Below are 17,215 nucleotides of genomic sequence, written 5' to 3'. Positions count from 1 at the left end.
TTTCTATAATTCACAGTTCCCTACTGTTCTTGGGAATGGGATGGCATCCCTGATATTGGCCACACCGGTCAGATACATGACGCATCTTTCGAATCCCAGACCAAATCCTGCATGACGGGTAGAACCGTATTTACGCAGATCCAGATAGAACTTATAATCTTCTTCTTTCATTCTCAGTTCGTTCATACGAGCCAGCAGCTTGTCATAATCATCCTCTCTCTGGGAACCGCCGATGATCTCACCGATGCCAGGAACCAGACAGTCCATAGCGGCCACGGTCTTGCCGTCTTCGTTCATCTTCATATAGAATGCCTTGATCTCCTTCGGATAATCAGTTACGAATACCGGTTTCTTGAAAATCTGCTCGGTCAGATATCTTTCATGCTCAGTCTGCAGGTCGCATCCCCAGCTTACTTTATAATCAAAGTTGTCATTGTTCTTTTCCAGAATCTCGATGGCTTCTGTGTAGGTTACATGTCCAAAATCTGCTGATACTACGCTGTTCAGACGATCAATCAGTCCCTTGTCTACAAAGTTATTAAAGAATGCCATCTCTTCCGGTGCGTTCTCCATCACATAACGAATGACATATTTTAACATGGACTCTGCCAGAACCATGTCATCTTTCAGATCTGCAAATGCGATCTCCGGCTCAATCATCCAAAATTCTGCTGCATGACGTGCTGTGTTAGAGTTCTCAGCACGGAAGGTTGGTCCAAATGTGTATACATTACGGAATGCCTGTGCAAAGGTCTCTGCATTTAACTGTCCGCTTACCGTCAGGTTGGTAGATTTTCCGAAGAAATCCTGTGTATAATCTACTTTTCCATCCTCTGTCATCGGCACATTTTTCAGATCCAGAGTGGTAACCTGGAACATCTCACCGGCACCTTCACAGTCACTTCCTGTGATCAGTGGTGTGTGCACATATACGAAGTCTCTCTCCTGGAAGAACTTATGAATGGCATAAGCAGCCAGGGAACGTACACGGAAGGTTGCCTGGAACATATTGGTACGAGGACGCAGGTGGGAAATGGTTCTTAAGAATTCCACACTGTGTCTCTTCTTCTGTAATGGGTAATCCGGTGCAGAAGTACCTTCCACTTCTACGGAAGCTGCCTGAATCTCAAATGGCTGCTTTGCCTCCGGTGTAGGCACCAGTGTTCCTTTTACGATCACGGCTGCACCTACGTTCAGCTTGCAGATGTCTGCAAAGTTCTCCAGCTGGTCTGCAAACACTACCTGCAGTGTCTCAAAAAATGTACCGTCATGAAGTACCAGGAATCCAAATGTCTTAGAATCTCGAATGCTTCTTACCCATCCGCCTACGGTTACTTCCTGATTCAGGTACTGTTCTCTATTTCTATAGATTTCTCTTACTGTAATCAAGTCCATATCTCCATACTCCTTTAATTTGCATACTTGAGTCTAGTATATCCCATTCTGAAATATGGTGCAAGCTGAATTACACGAACTTTCCCGCATTCTCTTGAAAACCCTGTTTGTGGTCAACCGGTTTTAATTTTTATTTTTTATTTTTGAATTTTCTCCAAATGCCTTTATTATCTGTATTTTTCATTATTTTCATTCATAATTTCCAAGTTTTTTCATGATTTTATATTGAAATTCAAAAAGGATCAGTATATACTATCCACAGAACAAATTTGAGCACTATACATTAGGTAATAAAATAAAGGAGTACTATTATGAAGACTTTCAAAGAAATCAATCCATCTCCACGTACACTGATGACACCAGGTCCTGTTGAAGCAGATCCTCGTGTATTAAAGGCTATGTCCTCTCACATTCTTGGTCAGTTTGATCCTGAATTCACTGATCTGATGGCTGAGACTCAGGAAATGGCACGTATCCTGTTCCAGACAGAGAACAAACAGACTTACTGCGTAGATACCACTTCCCGTGGTGGTCTGGAAGCAGTTCTGACCGGTGCGATCTGCCCTGGAGACAAGGTGCTGATCCCTGCATTTGGACGTTTCGGATATCTGCTCAGCGAGATTCTGGAAAGATGTGGCGCTGATATCACACTTCTGGAAAGAGAATGGGGAACTGTATTTGATCCGGAAGAAATCGAAGAAGAATTAAAGAAGGGTGGCTACAAAGCAGTAGCCTGCATCCATGGTGAAACATCTACTTCCATGATGCAGCCAATGGAAGAGCTTGGAAAAATCTGTAAGAAATATGACGCTCTGCTGATCGTCGATACCGTTGCTACCATGGGTGGTGTGGATATCCCGGTTGACAAATGGGGCATTGACGGATGTATCGCAGGTACCCAGAAATGTATCTCCGCTCCATCCGGATCTGCACTGATCACATACAATGACAAGATCTCCAAGATCGTAAACGAAAGAAAGAAAGTAGAAAAGGGTATCCGTACCAGCAGTGATATCGATGGTACTCTTCCACAGATTCCAAGTAACTACCTGGATATCGCTCAGCTGGAAGATTACTGGAGCCCACGTCATCTGAACCATCATACAGAAGCAACTTCCATGCAGTACGCTGTACATGAAGCACTTCGCTGCATTATGCTGGAAGGTCTGCAGGAACGTTTCGCACGTCACGCTCTGAATGACAAGGCTCTGTGTGCCGGTCTGCAGGCTATGGGACTGAAGATCTTCGGTGATCTGAAACACAAAATGCCATGTGTAACTGCTATCTGCATCCCAGAAGGTATCGATGGACCTACTCTTCGTGGACAGGCTCTGCGTGACTTCGGTATCGAGATGGCTACTTCCTTCGGTCCTCTGGATGGCAAGATCATCCGTATCGGTAACATGGGTTATTCAAGCCAGAAGAGAAACATTCTCTTCACATTAGGCGCTATCGAAGCAGTCCTGATTGACAACGGTGTAAAAGTACCGGCTGGCGAAGCAGTTGCTGCAGCACTTCAGGTATACAAAAACGCATAAGCCATTGGGGACGGAGTTTTCTGGCTTTCCCCATTCATGTTTATAGTAAAAAATCCGGGTGACTTTACAGTCCCCGGATATTTTATCTATTAGTGGAAAAATGCATACATTTTAATGCCCACTAATTAGAGCAATTCTTAATTCCGATTGGAAACTGCATTTTTTCTGCATTTTACTCATATATTATTTTCATGCATATACACTAATGACATCTGTTTACTCCGTTTCATGCAATACATCTCACCTGCTATCTAAATATATTGTTGAATATATCTCTTGGATATTTCAATAGATTTTATAATATCTTCTTTTTCATTCTCAAATGTCTTGTCTTCCACTTCTATACATGCGGTTCCATCATATCCGATATCAGTTAACGCCGAAATAAATTTCCCCCATTTTACATCTCCCAATCCCGGAATTTTCGGAATCATATAGTCCAGCGGATATGCCATTGTTCCACATTTTTCCAATTTATCCGTTAATAGTTTTATATCTTTAATATGTACATGGAAAATTTTATCACGAAACTCTTCAATTGGTTTAATGTAATTTATCTGCTGCCACACAAGATGACTTGGATCATAATTCAGTCCTAAATAATCGCTTGGGAATCTTTCAAATACTGTTTTCCACAATATTGGCGTTGACATCAAATTCTGCCCTCCCGGCCACTGCTCTTTTCCAAACAACATAGGACAATTTTCTATTGCAATTTTCACTTTATGAGCTTCAGCAAAACTAATAATATCTGGCCACACTTGCTCTAATAATTTTAAATTATCGTCTATACTTTTGAACTGATCCTTTCCAATAAATGTTGTAACCATCCCAACATTCAAAAGATCTGCTGCAATAATTACTTTTTTTAAATGCTGAATATTTATTTTTCGTTTTTCTAAATCAGGATCCATGGTATTTGGATAATATGCCAATGCAGATATTGTAATTCCTTTTTCGTTTAAACAGTATAATATATGTTGTTTATATTCTTCATCCTCTGCAATGCGAACAACATCTATATGTGAAACACCAGCATATCTTCGTTCAGCATCTCCAATAGGCCAGCATGCAACTTCAAGACTTTCAAATCCTATTTTCGAAGCTATATCCACTACTTCCTCAAAATCCCATTGTTCTAAAATTGATGTCAATAATCCTACTTTCATCGCAATCCCCCATCATGCCTTATAATTGAATACTACATCCTTTCTCAGAAGATTCTATACTTGCAAATACCGCTCTCATTGCCGTAAGAACTGATTCTCCAGAAATTTCCGGTTCTCTCTGTTCTAATATGCTACTTACAAATAAATTAATTATTCCAGAATTAGTCTGATTATCATTGGTCTGAATTGCCTCAACATCATACTCACTTCGTGTTCCATCCTCTGAAATTACTATAATTGAATGTTTCGGATCGTCATATATTTTCATAATTCCTTTTGTACCGTATAAAATTGTCGAATTATCTTCTGCACCGTAATACGTCCATGATGCAGTCATCGTTCCAACACATCCATCTGACATTTTATATATGCAAAAAGCATTATCATCTACGCCGATCAGTTTTCCATCACTTCCACGTTTATCCAATGTCAATAATTTTGCTGTTGTTTCCATTACTGTCTGTGATAAGAGGTACTGTATCAAATCTGTTTTGTGAATTCCAAGATCCGCCATTGCTCCCATAACAGCATTTTTTCGATCAAAAAACCATGTATTTTTTCCAGGATCAACACTCCACGTTTCCGGTCCACCGTGTCCAAATGTTGTACGAAATGTAACAACTTTTCCAATTATTCCATTCTCCAACATTTGCTTTGCCATTACATGTGCCTTTGCAAGTCTTTGATTTTGATCTATCATCAAATACTTGCCATTTTCCTTCGCAACTTCTACCATGGCTTCACAGTCCTGCAAATTCGTTGCCATTGGCTTTTCACACAATACATGCTTCCCTGCCTTAAGTGCTGCAATCGTAATTTCGGCATGTGCACTATTTGCTACACATATAGATACAGCTTCAATTTCGGAATCTGCCAATAATTCTTCATACGTTTTATATGCTCTCCCGCCATACCTTTCAGCCAACTGCGTTGATCTTTCGTAATTCTTATCAAAAAAACCTTTTAAACATACTTCACTATTTTCCATATATTCTGGTACATGGCGAACCTGTGCGATTTTCCCGCATCCAATAATGCCTACTCCGATCATATTCTTCCCCCGTCATACTGTTTATTTAAATTCTTCTAGTTCTCTCTCTACCATTCGAATGTATTCTATAGCTTGCTTCGCATACTGATCTATTAACATTGACTGTGTATTCATTTCTTGCGCACTATAAGGATTAGCCATACGATACATAAATTCCATTGTTAATGATCCTGCATATCCAATTCTGTTTAGCACACATAAAATTTCCTTAAAGTCAATATTACCCATACCAGCTGCTTCTCTTGTATTATCCGCAATGTGAACATGTAACAGATAATCTTTCACCATCAACAGGCTATCTGCTATATTCCTTTCCTCAATACTCATATGAAAAGTATCTGCCATAATTCCCACTGCCGGATGATTAATTTTTCTAACGAAATCAAGTGCTTTTTCTAATGTATTTATAAAATATGTTTCATATCTGTTGATTGCCTCTATTGCAAATTTTATATCATATTTCTGCGCATAATCTGCCGCTTCCCTGATATTCTTTATAGCATTTGCAGTTATATTTTCCAGTGAAACATTTTCCGCTTTCGCTGTTCGCCCTACTGGCGATGGAACTACTATTATAATTTTAGCCCCTATAGCTTTGGCAAACTTCACACTGTCCTTCAAATATCTAATCGCATTTTTCCCCGCTTCTCCGTCATCCGTCAGATCCCTGGATTCATCAAATAATCCACATAAAGAATGGCAGTTTAAATGATATTTCTCCATAAGTTCTCTGCACTTTGCAATATCCAAATGATAAGGATCTGCTGCAAATTCTATTCCGTCATAATCATACTTTTCTAATCTTTTGCAACTTTCTTCGAGTGGTTCATTCCCAACAATCCACTGCGTCATGCCTATATGATACATATAAACTCTCCTTTCTATCAGCCATTCTTTCTTGCAACTGTATAATTGCGAAGTGCAGTAATACCAAGCGCTAACAAAATAACTGCACCATAAACCATATATTCATAGAATGCATTAATATGGAGCATATTTATTGCAGTCGAAATCATGCTTAATAAAATCACACCAAAAAACGTTCCTACAACACCGCCTTTTCCTCCATTAATAGATGATCCGCCTATTACGACTGCACCAATTGCCTCTGTTTCCATTCCATACCCGGTTGTTGCCTGTGCAGCGCTTATCCGGGATAACATAAGCATACTTGCTACTCCTACGAGAACTCCACTAATCAGGAAAAACTTTAATTTACTGAAATTAATATTTATTCCAGAAATGTAAGCACATCTCTGATTCGTTCCAATCGCATAAACTTCTCTTCCCGTTCTTGTATATTTCAATAATACAAATATACATACAAAACCCAAAAACAAAATTATGTAAATTAACGGAATTACACCAAAAAGTTTTGCGGATGCTAATGTTCTGTATTTTCCATAAAGAGTCTGCATATAACCATTAGTTATTAATAATGCGATACTGTAAAAAATATTTTGTGTAGCTAATGTAACTACAAATGAAGGAGCATTAAATGCTATGGAAACAATTCCATTAAACAACGAACAAATTATACAAATTGCAACTCCAGCTATCGAAGCAATCACTGGATGAATTCCTGCATTCATCATTAATGCCATCGAACACATAGACAATCCAACCATTCTTCCTGTGGAAATATCAAAATGACCTGATATTACTAATACTGTTGCTCCCGCTGAGATAAGTCCCAATCCTGCCGCCTGTCCCAAAATGCTATTAATTGTACTTCGTGTCAAAAATTTGGGATTAATAAAATTTGTCACAATTGCTACTAATATAATAAAAACAAATAATATAAATGATTGTGATGTAACCACTTTTATAATTCTGGATTTCATACTTTGTTGCTTCATTTTGTACCTCCTATTTTACCCCCAAATATTCTCTCATCAAAATCTCCTCATTTACCTCTTTCGTATTTACAACATCTACAAGATGTCCTTCACGCATAATTCCTATTCGATCACTCATTGACAAAAGTTCTGGCATATCCGATGAAATGAGAATAATAAATTTATCCTGCTTTGCCAAATTGACAATATATCCATATATTTCTTCCTTCGCCCCCACATCTACACCTTTAGTTGGCTCATCAAATATATATACTTCCCCCATATCTTCTACACACCTGGCAATAATGGCTTTTTGCTGATTTCCACCAGACAAGCTGAATACTTCTGCATCCATACCTGCAGTTTTTATATTAAATAATTCTATTGCCTTATTTACTCTTTCTTCTTCTTGTAAAAGATGGATCCACTCCCTTCTCTCATTATGCGTAAGCATTATGTTTTCTTTTACAGACCGAATTCCCAAAAGCCCTTCTCCTTTACGGTCTTCGGAAATCATAAAAATACCTTTTTCGATAGCTTCTTTTGGATTTTTTATGCTAACCAATTTCCCATCTATATACAGCTCTCCACCTTTTTTCGTGTCTGCCCCATATAACATGCGAACCAATTCTGTTCGTCCCGCACCAACCAAGCCTCCAAGTCCAAAAATTTCTCCTGATTTTATTTTAAAACTTACATTGTAAACAGTTTTTTCATTTTCATAATTTTTAATCTCTAATGTTCTTTTCCCTGATTGAAAATATTCTCTCTTATAAAAACTTGATGCATCTCTTCCTATCATATCGCGGATCACTTCTTCCGGATTTGTTTCTATTTTTTTTCTTAATGCTGTCTGCTCTCCATCTTTCAAAATCAGAAAAGTATCTCCTACTTCGAAAAGTTCATCAATATAATGCGAAATATATATTATTCCAATTCCTGCATTCGATAATTTTTTTACAAGTTCTAATAATAATTTTGTTTCCTGATCGCCCAATGAAGCCGTAGGTTCATCCAAGATTAAAACACGTGCTTTATTTTTTAATGCTTTTACAATTTGAACGCATTGTTTCTGTGCTGTAGATAACTGTTTTACCAGCATACTTCCTCTTATGTGAGTAAGTTTCAGTTCATCTAACAACTCGTTTGCCTGATCTTCCTGTTTTTTTCCATCTATAAATCCAAATTTTGTTTTTATTTCACTACCCAAAAAAATGTTATCCGCAACGCTGATATTGTCAATCAAATCAATTTCCTGATAAATCGTTGCTATCCCCATGTCTATCACTTGCCTTGGATGGACTTTGTCATAAACTTTTCCAAAATAAATTCGTGTACCGCGATCTGGCGCAATTGCACCAGATATTATTTTGATCAATGTTGATTTTCCTGCCCCATTTTCTCCAACAAGGCAAACCACTTCACCCTTTTTTAGCAACAAATTAACTCCACGTAAAACTTCTACACCAGAATAAGATTTCGCTACATCTTTTAATTCCAACAGTTTTTCCATATGTAACACCCCTCCATAGAGCAACAAGGCTGCTAAGACAGCCTTGTTGCTGATTTTGTATCGCATTATTTTTCAAAAAAATATGCGTAATCTGAAAAACTATCCTTAATAATAGATGACCATGCCTCTTCATTTACTGCCCATGGGATAACTACTGTCGGGTCATCTACTTTATCAGGCGAAACTGCAGCAATAGGGCATGGTACAGATGTATTTTTCTCTGAGCCATTTGCCGCTGCATCAATCGCAACAAATGTTGCTACTGCCCCTTCCAGTCCCGGAGAAGATGCTACCGTAAATTCAAGGCTTCCCGCTTTCATCAAATCAACCCCAACATCTGATCCATTCTCTGCAAATACATGATACTGATCTGCGACTCCCATATCTTCCAGTCTTGTAATAATTGCTGCAGCACAATCTTCATTAATTACACCAATAATGGAGAATTCTGCCCCAGAATTAACCAAATCTTCGATTTCATCTGCAGCAGTCTGAGGATCATACTGTCCGTATCTAACATCCACGCACTCATTTGAGCCTAATTTTTCAGTTTCTTCTTTCAGTCCTTTCTCCAATGTTTGGCATACTACACTATCCATGGTTCCACTAATGAACACATATCCTTCTCCTGGATATGTATCATTCATCCAGTTTGCGTACATTTCTCCCATGCTTGCCCAATCAAAGTCAACCTGTGCAGTAATATCAACGTCATGATTTGACATCACACCACACGCATCAAAGACTACGCATCCAATTCCTGCTTCTGCGCATTTTTCAGCTGCTTTTACACATCCAGCCTCATTCCATGAAAGTATAACAATACTATCTACACCTTCATCTATCAAATAATCAATGTTTGTAAGTTCCTGTTCTGAGTCCCTGTTCGAATTTACAGTAATAATTTCCGCACCAGCTACTTCACTGGCCCATGTAGCCCCTTCCTCAGCTCTCAGATACCAAGTATCTGGTCCAGGTGAAATATATCCAATTTTTACTTCACCAATATCTTTTGCCGATACTGCCGAACCAACTGTGAAAGCTGCTGATATTGCACCTGCAATAATAAGTGTTTTTTTCAATGTACTCATATTTTCCTCCTTTTTGCAACACCCATTGCTTTTTTTATTTTGTGATTTAATTATCACATGGCTTCTGTTTTTCGTCAATCATTTTTTTCATTTTTTTCATGTTTTTTCTGAATTTTTTCTCACTATTTTTGTACTCATTATCAATATTCACAATGTTTTTTGTATTATTTTATTCATTTTCACCAATATTTTTCATTTTTCATTTCATGCGCATGAATTCTTTTCATAATTATGAAAAGAATTCTTGACACAATCAAATATACTATATAGAATATAATTAATAAACTAATAGAAAGTGAACTTTACAAATATGAACAAATCCGATCTTCCATATTCTCAAATATCTGAAATTGCCAACGTTTCGCCTTCAACCGTATCTCGTGCTTTACGTCAACCTCACCTTGTAAAGCATTCCACTCTAAAGAAAATTTACGCTGCCATCAACGAATTAGGCGGCACTCTTCCTGATTCTGTGAGCATGTTGCCAAAGGATAGCCGTATTCTTACAATTGTTCCAATACTAAACAACCCCTTTTATACTGATATTGTCCAAGGTATCCAAGATGCTGCCAGGCAAAATGGATATCAAATGGTTATGATTACAGAAATGCTCTCACAATTCAATATTCAGGAAATTCTGCATCTAATTACCCAATCTGATATATCCGGAGTTATCATTATGCAAAAAGTAGATATTCAAATTCTTGAGCAGCTTAAAATGCGTGTTCCTATTGTTCAGTGCAGTGAATATAATAATGATGCTGGTGTTTCTTACGTCACCATTGATAATTACGATGCCACTCAGAAGCTTATACGTTATCTTCTTTCAACTGGTTGTCGGGATATTGCATTAATTAACTATGATAAAAAACGTTTTGGGTTTGCTGATTTGCGTTTTCAAGGATACTTGGATTCTTTATCGTATTACAATCTTTCACCAGATCCAGCTCATATTGTATATGTTCCTGACGGTAAATTTTCAACAACCGTCTCCTCCGTTTCAGCGATGCTGAAAATTTCCAGAAAACCAGATGCTATTTTTTGCGTTTCAGACATTATGGCTGCCGCAGCTCTTCGAGCATGTGTACTGGAAGGTTTTCAGATACCACGTGATATTTTGATTGCAGGTTTTGATAATATTGATATCTCTGTAATGACAACGCCCAATATCACTACTATTAATCAGCCACGATATGATATGGGATTCATGGCTTGCACGCAATTAATCTCTTTAATTAGTAATCCCCAAAAAGAAGCTCAACAATTTATTTTAGATACAGAGTTAATCATCCGTGAGTCTACTACATATTAGTTCCTATAAAAAAGATTGACGCAAAATCACCCAAACAGGTGATTGAGCAGTACTTTCTGCTTTTTAGAAAAAAATCGGAAGAGAATCTACATACATTGATTCTCTTCCAATTTTTTGAACTTTTATAAAGTCTTCATTTTTATTGTAATTCCAGGCTAATTTCATTTTAAACAAATGGGTGCATGTTCGTGCACTTTGCATTTTGGTATGTGGTTTATTCTTGGCTATTATGCTTTAGTTTAGCATATTTGCTTTTCTATTTCTATCTGAAAGACTCATCTTTTACAACCGATTCCATAGCTTATTTTGCCCGAAACACATCCATGCCATACAGATCGCTGCTGTGATCAATGAACGCCGGAAACAGAAAACCACATTCGGCATCTCCCGGTTCGTAATCTCCTGATACCGGACAGATGGCACAGATCAGGAAATTATACACTTCCTCTGAATCCCACAGGCTTTCTTTGTCCTTTGCCTTTACCGGCACATCGTAGCTTCCATAAAACATATAGATAGCATAATTCCCAGATGAGGAATACTGATCTGCTACGAATTCATAAAAGGATTCCAACAGAGCATCGTTTTTTAATTCACAGTTGCGCAGCTCCATCAGCACACTCCAGATATTCCCCGGTTTTTTTGCTTCTTCTGAAAAATGGTATAATTTTAATTCTTCGTTTGTCTCTGAAAAAGGAATTGCTTTGGCAATCTTCAGGTTCTTTTCCTGATCTGGCAATGACAGCTTCTGAAAATGAATATTGAAGGTTCCGTCAATAAATCCATCTGCATCCAGATAAGCACCTGCTATTCTGTGAAAGCAGTTGCGCTTCACGGTCATTCGTCTGGTCAGCTCTAGCATATCTCCTCGGTCAATTTTCTGCATCTCTCTTCCTCCAGCATTTCAGATACAAGGCCAGAAAACTCCGTCCCCAATGGCTTATAGATCCCTAAACAGTTCAAAATGTTTTGTCAGCCATTCTCCCATCCAGCTGATGACCGGTCCAAGCATGAGTACCATCAGTACGGTAACTGCTCCCGGTGTCTCTCCCAGCACCCATCCGATCAATGTCACAATCAGATCGAATGCGATTCGAATAGTTTGAAAAGACACATTCGGCAGTCTTACAGAAATCAGATATGGGATGGCATCATAAGGTGCTGTTCCCATGTCCACATCCATATAAAGTGCTGCGGATAATACAAACAGAATGATCGACGGAATTAATATTCCAATCCGTACACTCCATAACTGAAATATCTCCATCGGCAGAATCTGGTTCCACAGCCAGGTACAGAAATCTATCGTATAGCCTATTAAAAACATATTAAACAAGGAACCGAATCCAAAGTTTCTTGCACCAAAGATCAGTACAATAATCAAAAGAATCATATTCATCAGTGCCTGCCAGTTTCCCAGGCTCATATGCAGTCTGGCTGCAACAGCACGGTTCAGCAGCGTACATGGGTCAGTTCCCAGATTTACCTGTATCAGAAAAGATAATGTCACACCCATACTCAGAACAGCCAGCAAAGCAATTAAAAGTCTTGGCCAGAAGTTCTTCTTTCCAATAAATCCACTCAGTAAATTTTTCATAGTTTTCCTCTTTTCCTATATTACTCCATACAGTATCTTTACTGTACATTCCATTGGCGCTCATTTTTGCATGAAACAGATATCTGCTCCATTATTATTCTTCGATCAGATTATATATATCCGAAGAGATTCCTGCAATGTTATTCTGCGCCGCTCCCACATCAGACAGATTTTCTGACATAATACATAGAATATAAGGTGTATCTGCAAATACAATCGCCGCATCATTCTCTACTGTATCCAGTTCGCCTGTTTTATTGGCGCTTTCCACACCATCCGGCAGTCCTGCAGGGATCTTGTGGGTACGCTGCTGATTCTTCAAAAAGCCCAGCATCTCCTCTGCATGCGGAAGTTCGTTCTTGTATACTTTCCGCAGGAATTCTGCACAGTCACTGACCGAAGTCAGATTATCTCCTTTGTCAGCCGGAGCCAGCAGCATCCGCCCCATGGCAGTGCTCTCATAATTGTTGGACGCACAGTATTCATTCACTGCCCCACGGCCTGTAGCATCGTCCCCGTCTCCCAGATAGTTCGTCAGGGTATTGGCTGCCATGTTGTCACTGACGGTAATCATATCAGATAAGAGACTTTGTATCTGATCCTCACCGTAAGTTACTGTCAGGCTGTCGTACCGGTCATATACCGCGCCCATAATAAACAGCTTAATCAGACTGGCCGCCTGCATGGACTGATTGTTCACCGTGCAGCTGTCTTCTGTATCCAGATTCACGACTGCTGCCGACCAGGTCTCTCCGGCTCCGGCACGGACTGCCAGATCCTCTGCCAGTTCGTTTTCAATTCTGTCCATATCAGAAGAAGAGAAATAAGCATCTATCCCGTTGGCAATTCCCTCTGCCATCACTGGCTGAAAGTTCTCATCTGCCATTAACAGGTCATCATTTTGATTGCTCATAAATCCCATCTCCAGAATGGTAACCGGTATGGTGCTCCAGTTGATACCAGACATATTATCGTAATACTGCACTCCGTCATCTGCGATCCCTGTACTTTCACAATAGGCCTTTAAGATATCTTCTCCCAGTTCATAACATTCATCATACATATAGCCCACATAAGGATTACTCTGGGACGGCACCATGGCCAGCGCCCCGTTCACAGAAGTATCCTCACTTCCGTTGGCATGAATCCGGACCAAAATATCGGCGCCTTCCGCTGCTGCCAGTTCTGCCCGCTCCTTGTTGCTGATGGCTGTATCGTTGTCTTCTCTGGTCATTACTACTTCATAGCCACGATCCTCTAACTCATCTCTTAATAAAAGAGATACCTGCAGATTTAATTCATATTCATTTAGACCGCTGAACTTTCCGGTGGTTCCGGTCGTGGCCTTCGCCTTCGTCTCGGATGATCCCGGCGCCGATGGTTCCTGAGCACTCATATCCACCCAGCTTCCCTGATGTCCCGGATCAATAGCCACTTTCCAGCCATTTTGCTTCTCCGTCACGGACTCTGTACTCTTTTCTATATCTCCAGATATCTTTGATGCATCCTCGTCTGCTCTGGTCTTATCTAGCTCTGTCGCAGAAGCACTGCCACTTCCGATTCCGATCAACTGCTTTGTTCCTCCGCCTGCTGCCAGAACATTGCTTCCAGTCGCTGCGCTCAAGAGGCAGAACGCCGCTGTTACTGCATATATGTTTCTTTTCATCATAGCAAATTCCTCCGTATTCTGTCTCTTCTCCCGTTTAGTTCATGTCCTTTCACGTTCTATAACGCTCTGGATAAAATTTGCTGCCGTCCACTCTTCTATGCCCGGCAGCCATTTTCTCTTACCGATAATTATATCTTCCCGCTGCTCTTTCCAGATGATACTGCATGGCCTCCGCTGCACCCTTTCCGTCATGCTGCAGAATGCAGTCATAGATCTGACTGTGTTCTTCTTCACTTTCCTTTAGCTGCTGTGCATTGACCATACCACTTCCGCTGACATGCTTCATCAGGCTGCTGATGGTCTGCATCATGCTCAGAATCACTGTATTCCGGGAACATCTGGCAATCCCCTGATGGAACTCCAGGTCTGTCTCCAGAAATGCCTTGTAATCCTGTTCTGCGTAGGCACGGTTCATCTTCGCATCTACCGCTTTTAAGTTTTCCAGTGCTTCTGCGTCCGTGCACTCTGCCGCCAGCTCCGCTGCCTTTACTTCCAGGAGATTTCGCACCGTCAGGATGTTCTCCACCTGTTTTCCGTTCAAAAACAGGGACCAGGATAATGGGATAATAAAAAAGTTCGTCTCATCGTTGCTGATATAAGTGCCCTGTCCCGGACGGATATCGATCATCCCCAGCACATCCAGTACCTTTAAAGCCTCCCGGATCGCTGAACGCCCCACGCCCAGCTTCACCGCAAGCACACGGTCAGATTCGATCTGATCTCCTTTTTTCAGCTTATGATCAAAGATCTGATCTGCAAAATACATGGTCAGACGATACAGGAGCTGGTTAATATTTCCTTTTCGCATGCCGTTTTCCTGAATCTGTCTGGTACGCTCCTGACTCGGCAGAAGCATATCGATCTTCTCTGCAAACTCTGTGGATTCCATGGAAAAAATCATAGAATTGACAGATAACTGATCTGCCACCATCAGTACCACGTCATTGAGTCTTACGCCTCCTCTGGATTCCAGATTAGAATAAGTGGCAATGCTCATCTTCGCTGTTCCGTCCGGTTCACTTAAAAAACGCTCTATAAATTCCTTCTGTGTCAGTCCAAGATACCGTCTTAAATATCTCAGATTATTTTTTTTGTGGCTCGAATTTAAATTTGTCGATTCCATATACTTTCTTTCACATCCGTTCAGTACCTTCGCAGACACCACAGGCTCTGAACAGTTACCCTCTCTCTATTTTCTATACATCCGGTCAATAAGATACACTTTCACCGGTGAATATAACATAGCTGCTACAATCATCAGGAATCCCACCGTGCACAGTCCGTTTCCATCAGACTGCAGTCCTGTTACAATCAGTACAAATGCCACTGCAATCACCAGAAATGCAATGGTCAGATGTCCTGCTTTTGTCTGAAAAAATCCATTTTGTTCCATAGTTTTTCCCCCCTAAATAATCGTAAGCAGGTACCCTATTATACCGATAATCGCAGTACCCGTCAATGTAATCGGCATGATCTTCCTGATGACTTCGCCTTCCTGTCCAAGAATATTAGCTGTAGTGGTTCCCAAAATGATTTTACTCGGTGCAATCGTACTTCCCACTGCGCCTCCGGCTGACTGGGCGCCCAGTACTACCGATGCATTCACATTCAGCAAATTTGCCGTAGTTGCCTGAAAGCCGCCAAACAAAATGTTGGAACTCATGTTACTTCCTGTCATAAAGGTTCCAAGAAGACCTATAAATGGTGCCAGCAGTACATATACTCCTCCCAGTACACTTGCAATACCGTTGGCAAGCACAATGGTCTGTCCGGTTCCGTCCATGACCTTTGACATCATAACCAGACCAATGACGGAAATGCCGGACGGCATGGTCATAGAAATAGCATTTACAAATACTTTTTTCACGCCGCCTTTTTTGATCCACCCCTTTTTTCGATAGTATACCAGACCGATCACCGCAGATAAAAACAGGAACATGCCTGCATGGGTGAAGGGCCGGATCGGTGAGTAGCAGTCAGATGCTGCATTCACTCTTCCATAGCCGGTGACAGTCTCCGGAAACGGCAGCCCCAGTGCCACCTGATTCAAAACATTGTTCAATGGCTTAATCAGCAGTACTGCAAGTGTAATCACCGACAGCAGAATATACGGCACAAATGCCTGCAACAGTGTCATATCTGTGGACACCTGGCTGTTTTCTTTTTCCGTATGCTGACGGTTCATAATCGGGCTGTCTTCCACACACCATTCTTCTCCGTAAAATCTGGTCCGTCCCAGGAATAAAATTGCAATCAGTGAGACGCAGGCCGGCACAAAACAGGACAGCGTGGTATTGATCTGACTGAGAAGAAGTTCTCCACCACCCTGAATTGCAGACAGTAGCAAAATTGCCGGAAAGCCTTTTTTGATGGCTTTGCCTTTTCCATAGAACCAGCAGACTGCAAATCCGCTGACTGCATTCCAGAACCAGATGAAGGCGGCTGTCCAAAACGCCGTCATCAGGTAGACACCAGTTCCCTGCGTCAGGCCCGCTGACATGGCAAGGGCATCCCATGCTGCTGCCAGTGTTCCGTAGGTATTTCCCCAGGACTCTCCAAACAGAGGAAGGACTACGGCCCACAGTGGATTGACTCCTATTCCGATCAGCAGAGGCGCACCTACCGCATCTGGAACACCAAATCCGGTGATTCCCTGTAAAAAGCTGGTAAATACATATCCGATTGCCAGTACCAGAAGCAGTTCGTTTGGCAGAAACTTCTTCAGTCCGTTTCGAATCACCTGATAGGCATTGGCCTCATTTCCCACCTGGTACAGCAAAACGGCAGTCCAGATGATAATCAGAATCACCAGCGCACTCCAGAATCCCTTGGCGCTCTCCGCTGCCAAAAGCCGCACATCTGCTTTATAAAAGCAAAGCCCTGTTACAATCGCAATCATCAATCCCAGCGGAGCCGCTTCTGTGGCTCCCCACTTGAACTTCAACATCAAAATCAGCAAAACAATGATCGGCAAAAATGCCATCAGCCACATAAATGGTGTTACCGGTATGTTCATAATTTCTCCTTTTCTTTTGCAAAAAT

At 40.7% G+C, this 17,215-nt stretch carries 15 protein-coding genes; 2 read left to right on the top strand and 13 right to left on the bottom strand.

The features are described from left to right. Nucleotides 1–3 precede the first annotated feature (3 nt). Nucleotides 4–1,395: an asparagine--tRNA ligase gene (gene asnS / locus OCV47_RS07905; protein ID WP_262654608.1), complete on the bottom strand. Its 1,392-nt coding sequence runs from the start codon at nucleotides 1,393–1,395 to the stop codon at nucleotides 4–6. Nucleotides 1,396–1,706: 311 nt separating this feature from the next. On the opposite strand from asnS, the gene OCV47_RS07900 reads away from it, so the two are divergent. Beyond that, entirely contained in the window at nucleotides 1,707–2,933 is a 1,227-nt protein-coding gene (locus OCV47_RS07900; RefSeq protein ID WP_117448804.1) for a pyridoxal-phosphate-dependent aminotransferase family protein, read from the top strand. A gap of 251 nt (nucleotides 2,934–3,184) precedes the next feature. Here OCV47_RS07900 and OCV47_RS07895 read toward each other — a convergent pair whose 3' ends face one another. From OCV47_RS07895 to OCV47_RS07870, 6 genes are all read right to left on the bottom strand, one after another. Further along, on the bottom strand, nucleotides 3,185–4,102 hold the full coding sequence (locus OCV47_RS07895; RefSeq protein WP_262654607.1) for a sugar phosphate isomerase/epimerase family protein: 918 nt from the start codon (nucleotides 4,100–4,102) through the stop codon (nucleotides 3,185–3,187). 19 nt (nucleotides 4,103–4,121) lie between these two features. Further along, nucleotides 4,122–5,153: a Gfo/Idh/MocA family protein gene (locus OCV47_RS07890; RefSeq protein WP_262654606.1), complete on the bottom strand. Its 1,032-nt coding sequence runs from the start codon at nucleotides 5,151–5,153 to the stop codon at nucleotides 4,122–4,124. A 21-nt stretch (nucleotides 5,154–5,174) separates the two neighbouring features. Then, nucleotides 5,175–6,020 carry a sugar phosphate isomerase/epimerase family protein gene (locus OCV47_RS07885; protein ID WP_262654605.1) on the bottom strand — a complete coding sequence of 282 codons (846 nt, stop codon included), beginning with the start codon at nucleotides 6,018–6,020 and terminating at the stop codon, nucleotides 5,175–5,177. Nucleotides 6,021–6,037: 17 nt separating this feature from the next. After that, on the bottom strand, nucleotides 6,038–7,012 hold the full coding sequence (locus tag OCV47_RS07880) for an ABC transporter permease (RefSeq protein ID WP_262654604.1): 975 nt from the start codon (nucleotides 7,010–7,012) through the stop codon (nucleotides 6,038–6,040). 10 nt (nucleotides 7,013–7,022) lie between these two features. Then, entirely contained in the window at nucleotides 7,023–8,504 is a 1,482-nt protein-coding gene (locus OCV47_RS07875) for a sugar ABC transporter ATP-binding protein (protein ID WP_262654603.1), read from the bottom strand. 65 nt (nucleotides 8,505–8,569) lie between these two features. Continuing rightward, complete coding sequence (locus OCV47_RS07870; protein WP_262654602.1) at nucleotides 8,570–9,595, bottom strand: sugar ABC transporter substrate-binding protein; 1,026 nt, start codon at nucleotides 9,593–9,595, stop codon at nucleotides 8,570–8,572. 310 nt (nucleotides 9,596–9,905) lie between these two features. Here OCV47_RS07870 and OCV47_RS07865 point away from each other — a divergent pair, with 310 nt between their 5' ends. Next, nucleotides 9,906–10,907: a LacI family DNA-binding transcriptional regulator gene (locus OCV47_RS07865; RefSeq protein WP_262654601.1), complete on the top strand. Its 1,002-nt coding sequence runs from the start codon at nucleotides 9,906–9,908 to the stop codon at nucleotides 10,905–10,907. A gap of 301 nt (nucleotides 10,908–11,208) precedes the next feature. Here the strand turns inward: OCV47_RS07865 and OCV47_RS07860 are convergent, their stop codons facing one another. The 6 genes from OCV47_RS07860 to OCV47_RS07830 all read right to left on the bottom strand — a co-directional run bounded on the left by OCV47_RS07860 (nucleotide 11,209) and on the right by OCV47_RS07830 (nucleotide 17,189). After that, complete coding sequence (locus tag OCV47_RS07860; protein ID WP_262654600.1) at nucleotides 11,209–11,793, bottom strand: DUF4317 domain-containing protein; 585 nt, start codon at nucleotides 11,791–11,793, stop codon at nucleotides 11,209–11,211. Nucleotides 11,794–11,847: 54 nt separating this feature from the next. Continuing rightward, nucleotides 11,848–12,504, bottom strand: coding sequence for a YczE/YyaS/YitT family protein (locus OCV47_RS07855; RefSeq protein ID WP_262654599.1), 657 nt, complete (start codon nucleotides 12,502–12,504; stop codon nucleotides 11,848–11,850). 94 nt (nucleotides 12,505–12,598) lie between these two features. Beyond that, nucleotides 12,599–14,173 (bottom strand): serine hydrolase, encoded by a 1,575-nt coding sequence (locus tag OCV47_RS15780; protein WP_317244172.1) that lies wholly within the window; start codon nucleotides 14,171–14,173, stop codon nucleotides 12,599–12,601. 118 nt (nucleotides 14,174–14,291) lie between these two features. Continuing rightward, nucleotides 14,292–15,296 (bottom strand): FadR/GntR family transcriptional regulator, encoded by a 1,005-nt coding sequence (locus OCV47_RS07840; RefSeq protein WP_117448808.1) that lies wholly within the window; start codon nucleotides 15,294–15,296, stop codon nucleotides 14,292–14,294. Between the two features lie 66 nt (nucleotides 15,297–15,362). Then, a complete protein-coding gene (locus OCV47_RS07835) occupies nucleotides 15,363–15,566 on the bottom strand; it encodes a hypothetical protein (RefSeq protein ID WP_262654598.1) in 204 nt (67 codons plus the stop codon). 12 nt (nucleotides 15,567–15,578) lie between these two features. Further along, nucleotides 15,579–17,189 carry an L-lactate permease gene (locus OCV47_RS07830; RefSeq protein ID WP_262654597.1) on the bottom strand — a complete coding sequence of 537 codons (1,611 nt, stop codon included), beginning with the start codon at nucleotides 17,187–17,189 and terminating at the stop codon, nucleotides 15,579–15,581. Between the last annotated feature and the right edge of the window lie 26 nt (nucleotides 17,190–17,215).

The sequence above is a fragment of the Muricoprocola aceti genome (assembly GCF_025567005.1).
In the GTDB taxonomy this organism is placed as follows: Bacteria; Bacillota; Clostridia; order Lachnospirales; family Lachnospiraceae; genus Marvinbryantia; species Marvinbryantia aceti.
The sequence above is the reverse complement of the archived record's forward strand: the minus strand, read 5'-3'. Positions and strand labels throughout refer to the sequence as shown.

Excerpts from the sequence above, each read along its gene's own strand:
- asnS (WP_262654608.1), bottom strand. The coding sequence starts at position 1,395 with ATGGACTTGATTACAGTAAGAGAAATCTATAGAAATAGAGAACAGTAC.
- OCV47_RS07900 (WP_117448804.1), top strand. The coding sequence starts at position 1,707 with ATGAAGACTTTCAAAGAAATCAATCCATCTCCACGTACACTGATGACA.
- OCV47_RS07895 (WP_262654607.1), bottom strand. The coding sequence starts at position 4,102 with ATGAAAGTAGGATTATTGACATCAATTTTAGAACAATGGGATTTTGAG.
- OCV47_RS07890 (WP_262654606.1), bottom strand. The coding sequence starts at position 5,153 with ATGATCGGAGTAGGCATTATTGGATGCGGGAAAATCGCACAGGTTCGC.
- OCV47_RS07885 (WP_262654605.1), bottom strand. The coding sequence starts at position 6,020 with ATGTATCATATAGGCATGACGCAGTGGATTGTTGGGAATGAACCACTC.
- OCV47_RS07880 (WP_262654604.1), bottom strand. The coding sequence starts at position 7,012 with ATGAAGCAACAAAGTATGAAATCCAGAATTATAAAAGTGGTTACATCA.
- OCV47_RS07875 (WP_262654603.1), bottom strand. The coding sequence starts at position 8,504 with ATGGAAAAACTGTTGGAATTAAAAGATGTAGCGAAATCTTATTCTGGT.
- OCV47_RS07870 (WP_262654602.1), bottom strand. The coding sequence starts at position 9,595 with ATGAGTACATTGAAAAAAACACTTATTATTGCAGGTGCAATATCAGCA.
- OCV47_RS07865 (WP_262654601.1), top strand. The coding sequence starts at position 9,906 with ATGAACAAATCCGATCTTCCATATTCTCAAATATCTGAAATTGCCAAC.
- OCV47_RS07860 (WP_262654600.1), bottom strand. The coding sequence starts at position 11,793 with ATGCAGAAAATTGACCGAGGAGATATGCTAGAGCTGACCAGACGAATG.
- OCV47_RS07855 (WP_262654599.1), bottom strand. The coding sequence starts at position 12,504 with ATGAAAAATTTACTGAGTGGATTTATTGGAAAGAAGAACTTCTGGCCA.
- OCV47_RS15780 (WP_317244172.1), bottom strand. The coding sequence starts at position 14,173 with ATGATGAAAAGAAACATATATGCAGTAACAGCGGCGTTCTGCCTCTTG.
- OCV47_RS07840 (WP_117448808.1), bottom strand. The coding sequence starts at position 15,296 with ATGGAATCGACAAATTTAAATTCGAGCCACAAAAAAAATAATCTGAGA.
- OCV47_RS07835 (WP_262654598.1), bottom strand. The coding sequence starts at position 15,566 with ATGGAACAAAATGGATTTTTTCAGACAAAAGCAGGACATCTGACCATT.
- OCV47_RS07830 (WP_262654597.1), bottom strand. The coding sequence starts at position 17,189 with ATGAACATACCGGTAACACCATTTATGTGGCTGATGGCATTTTTGCCG.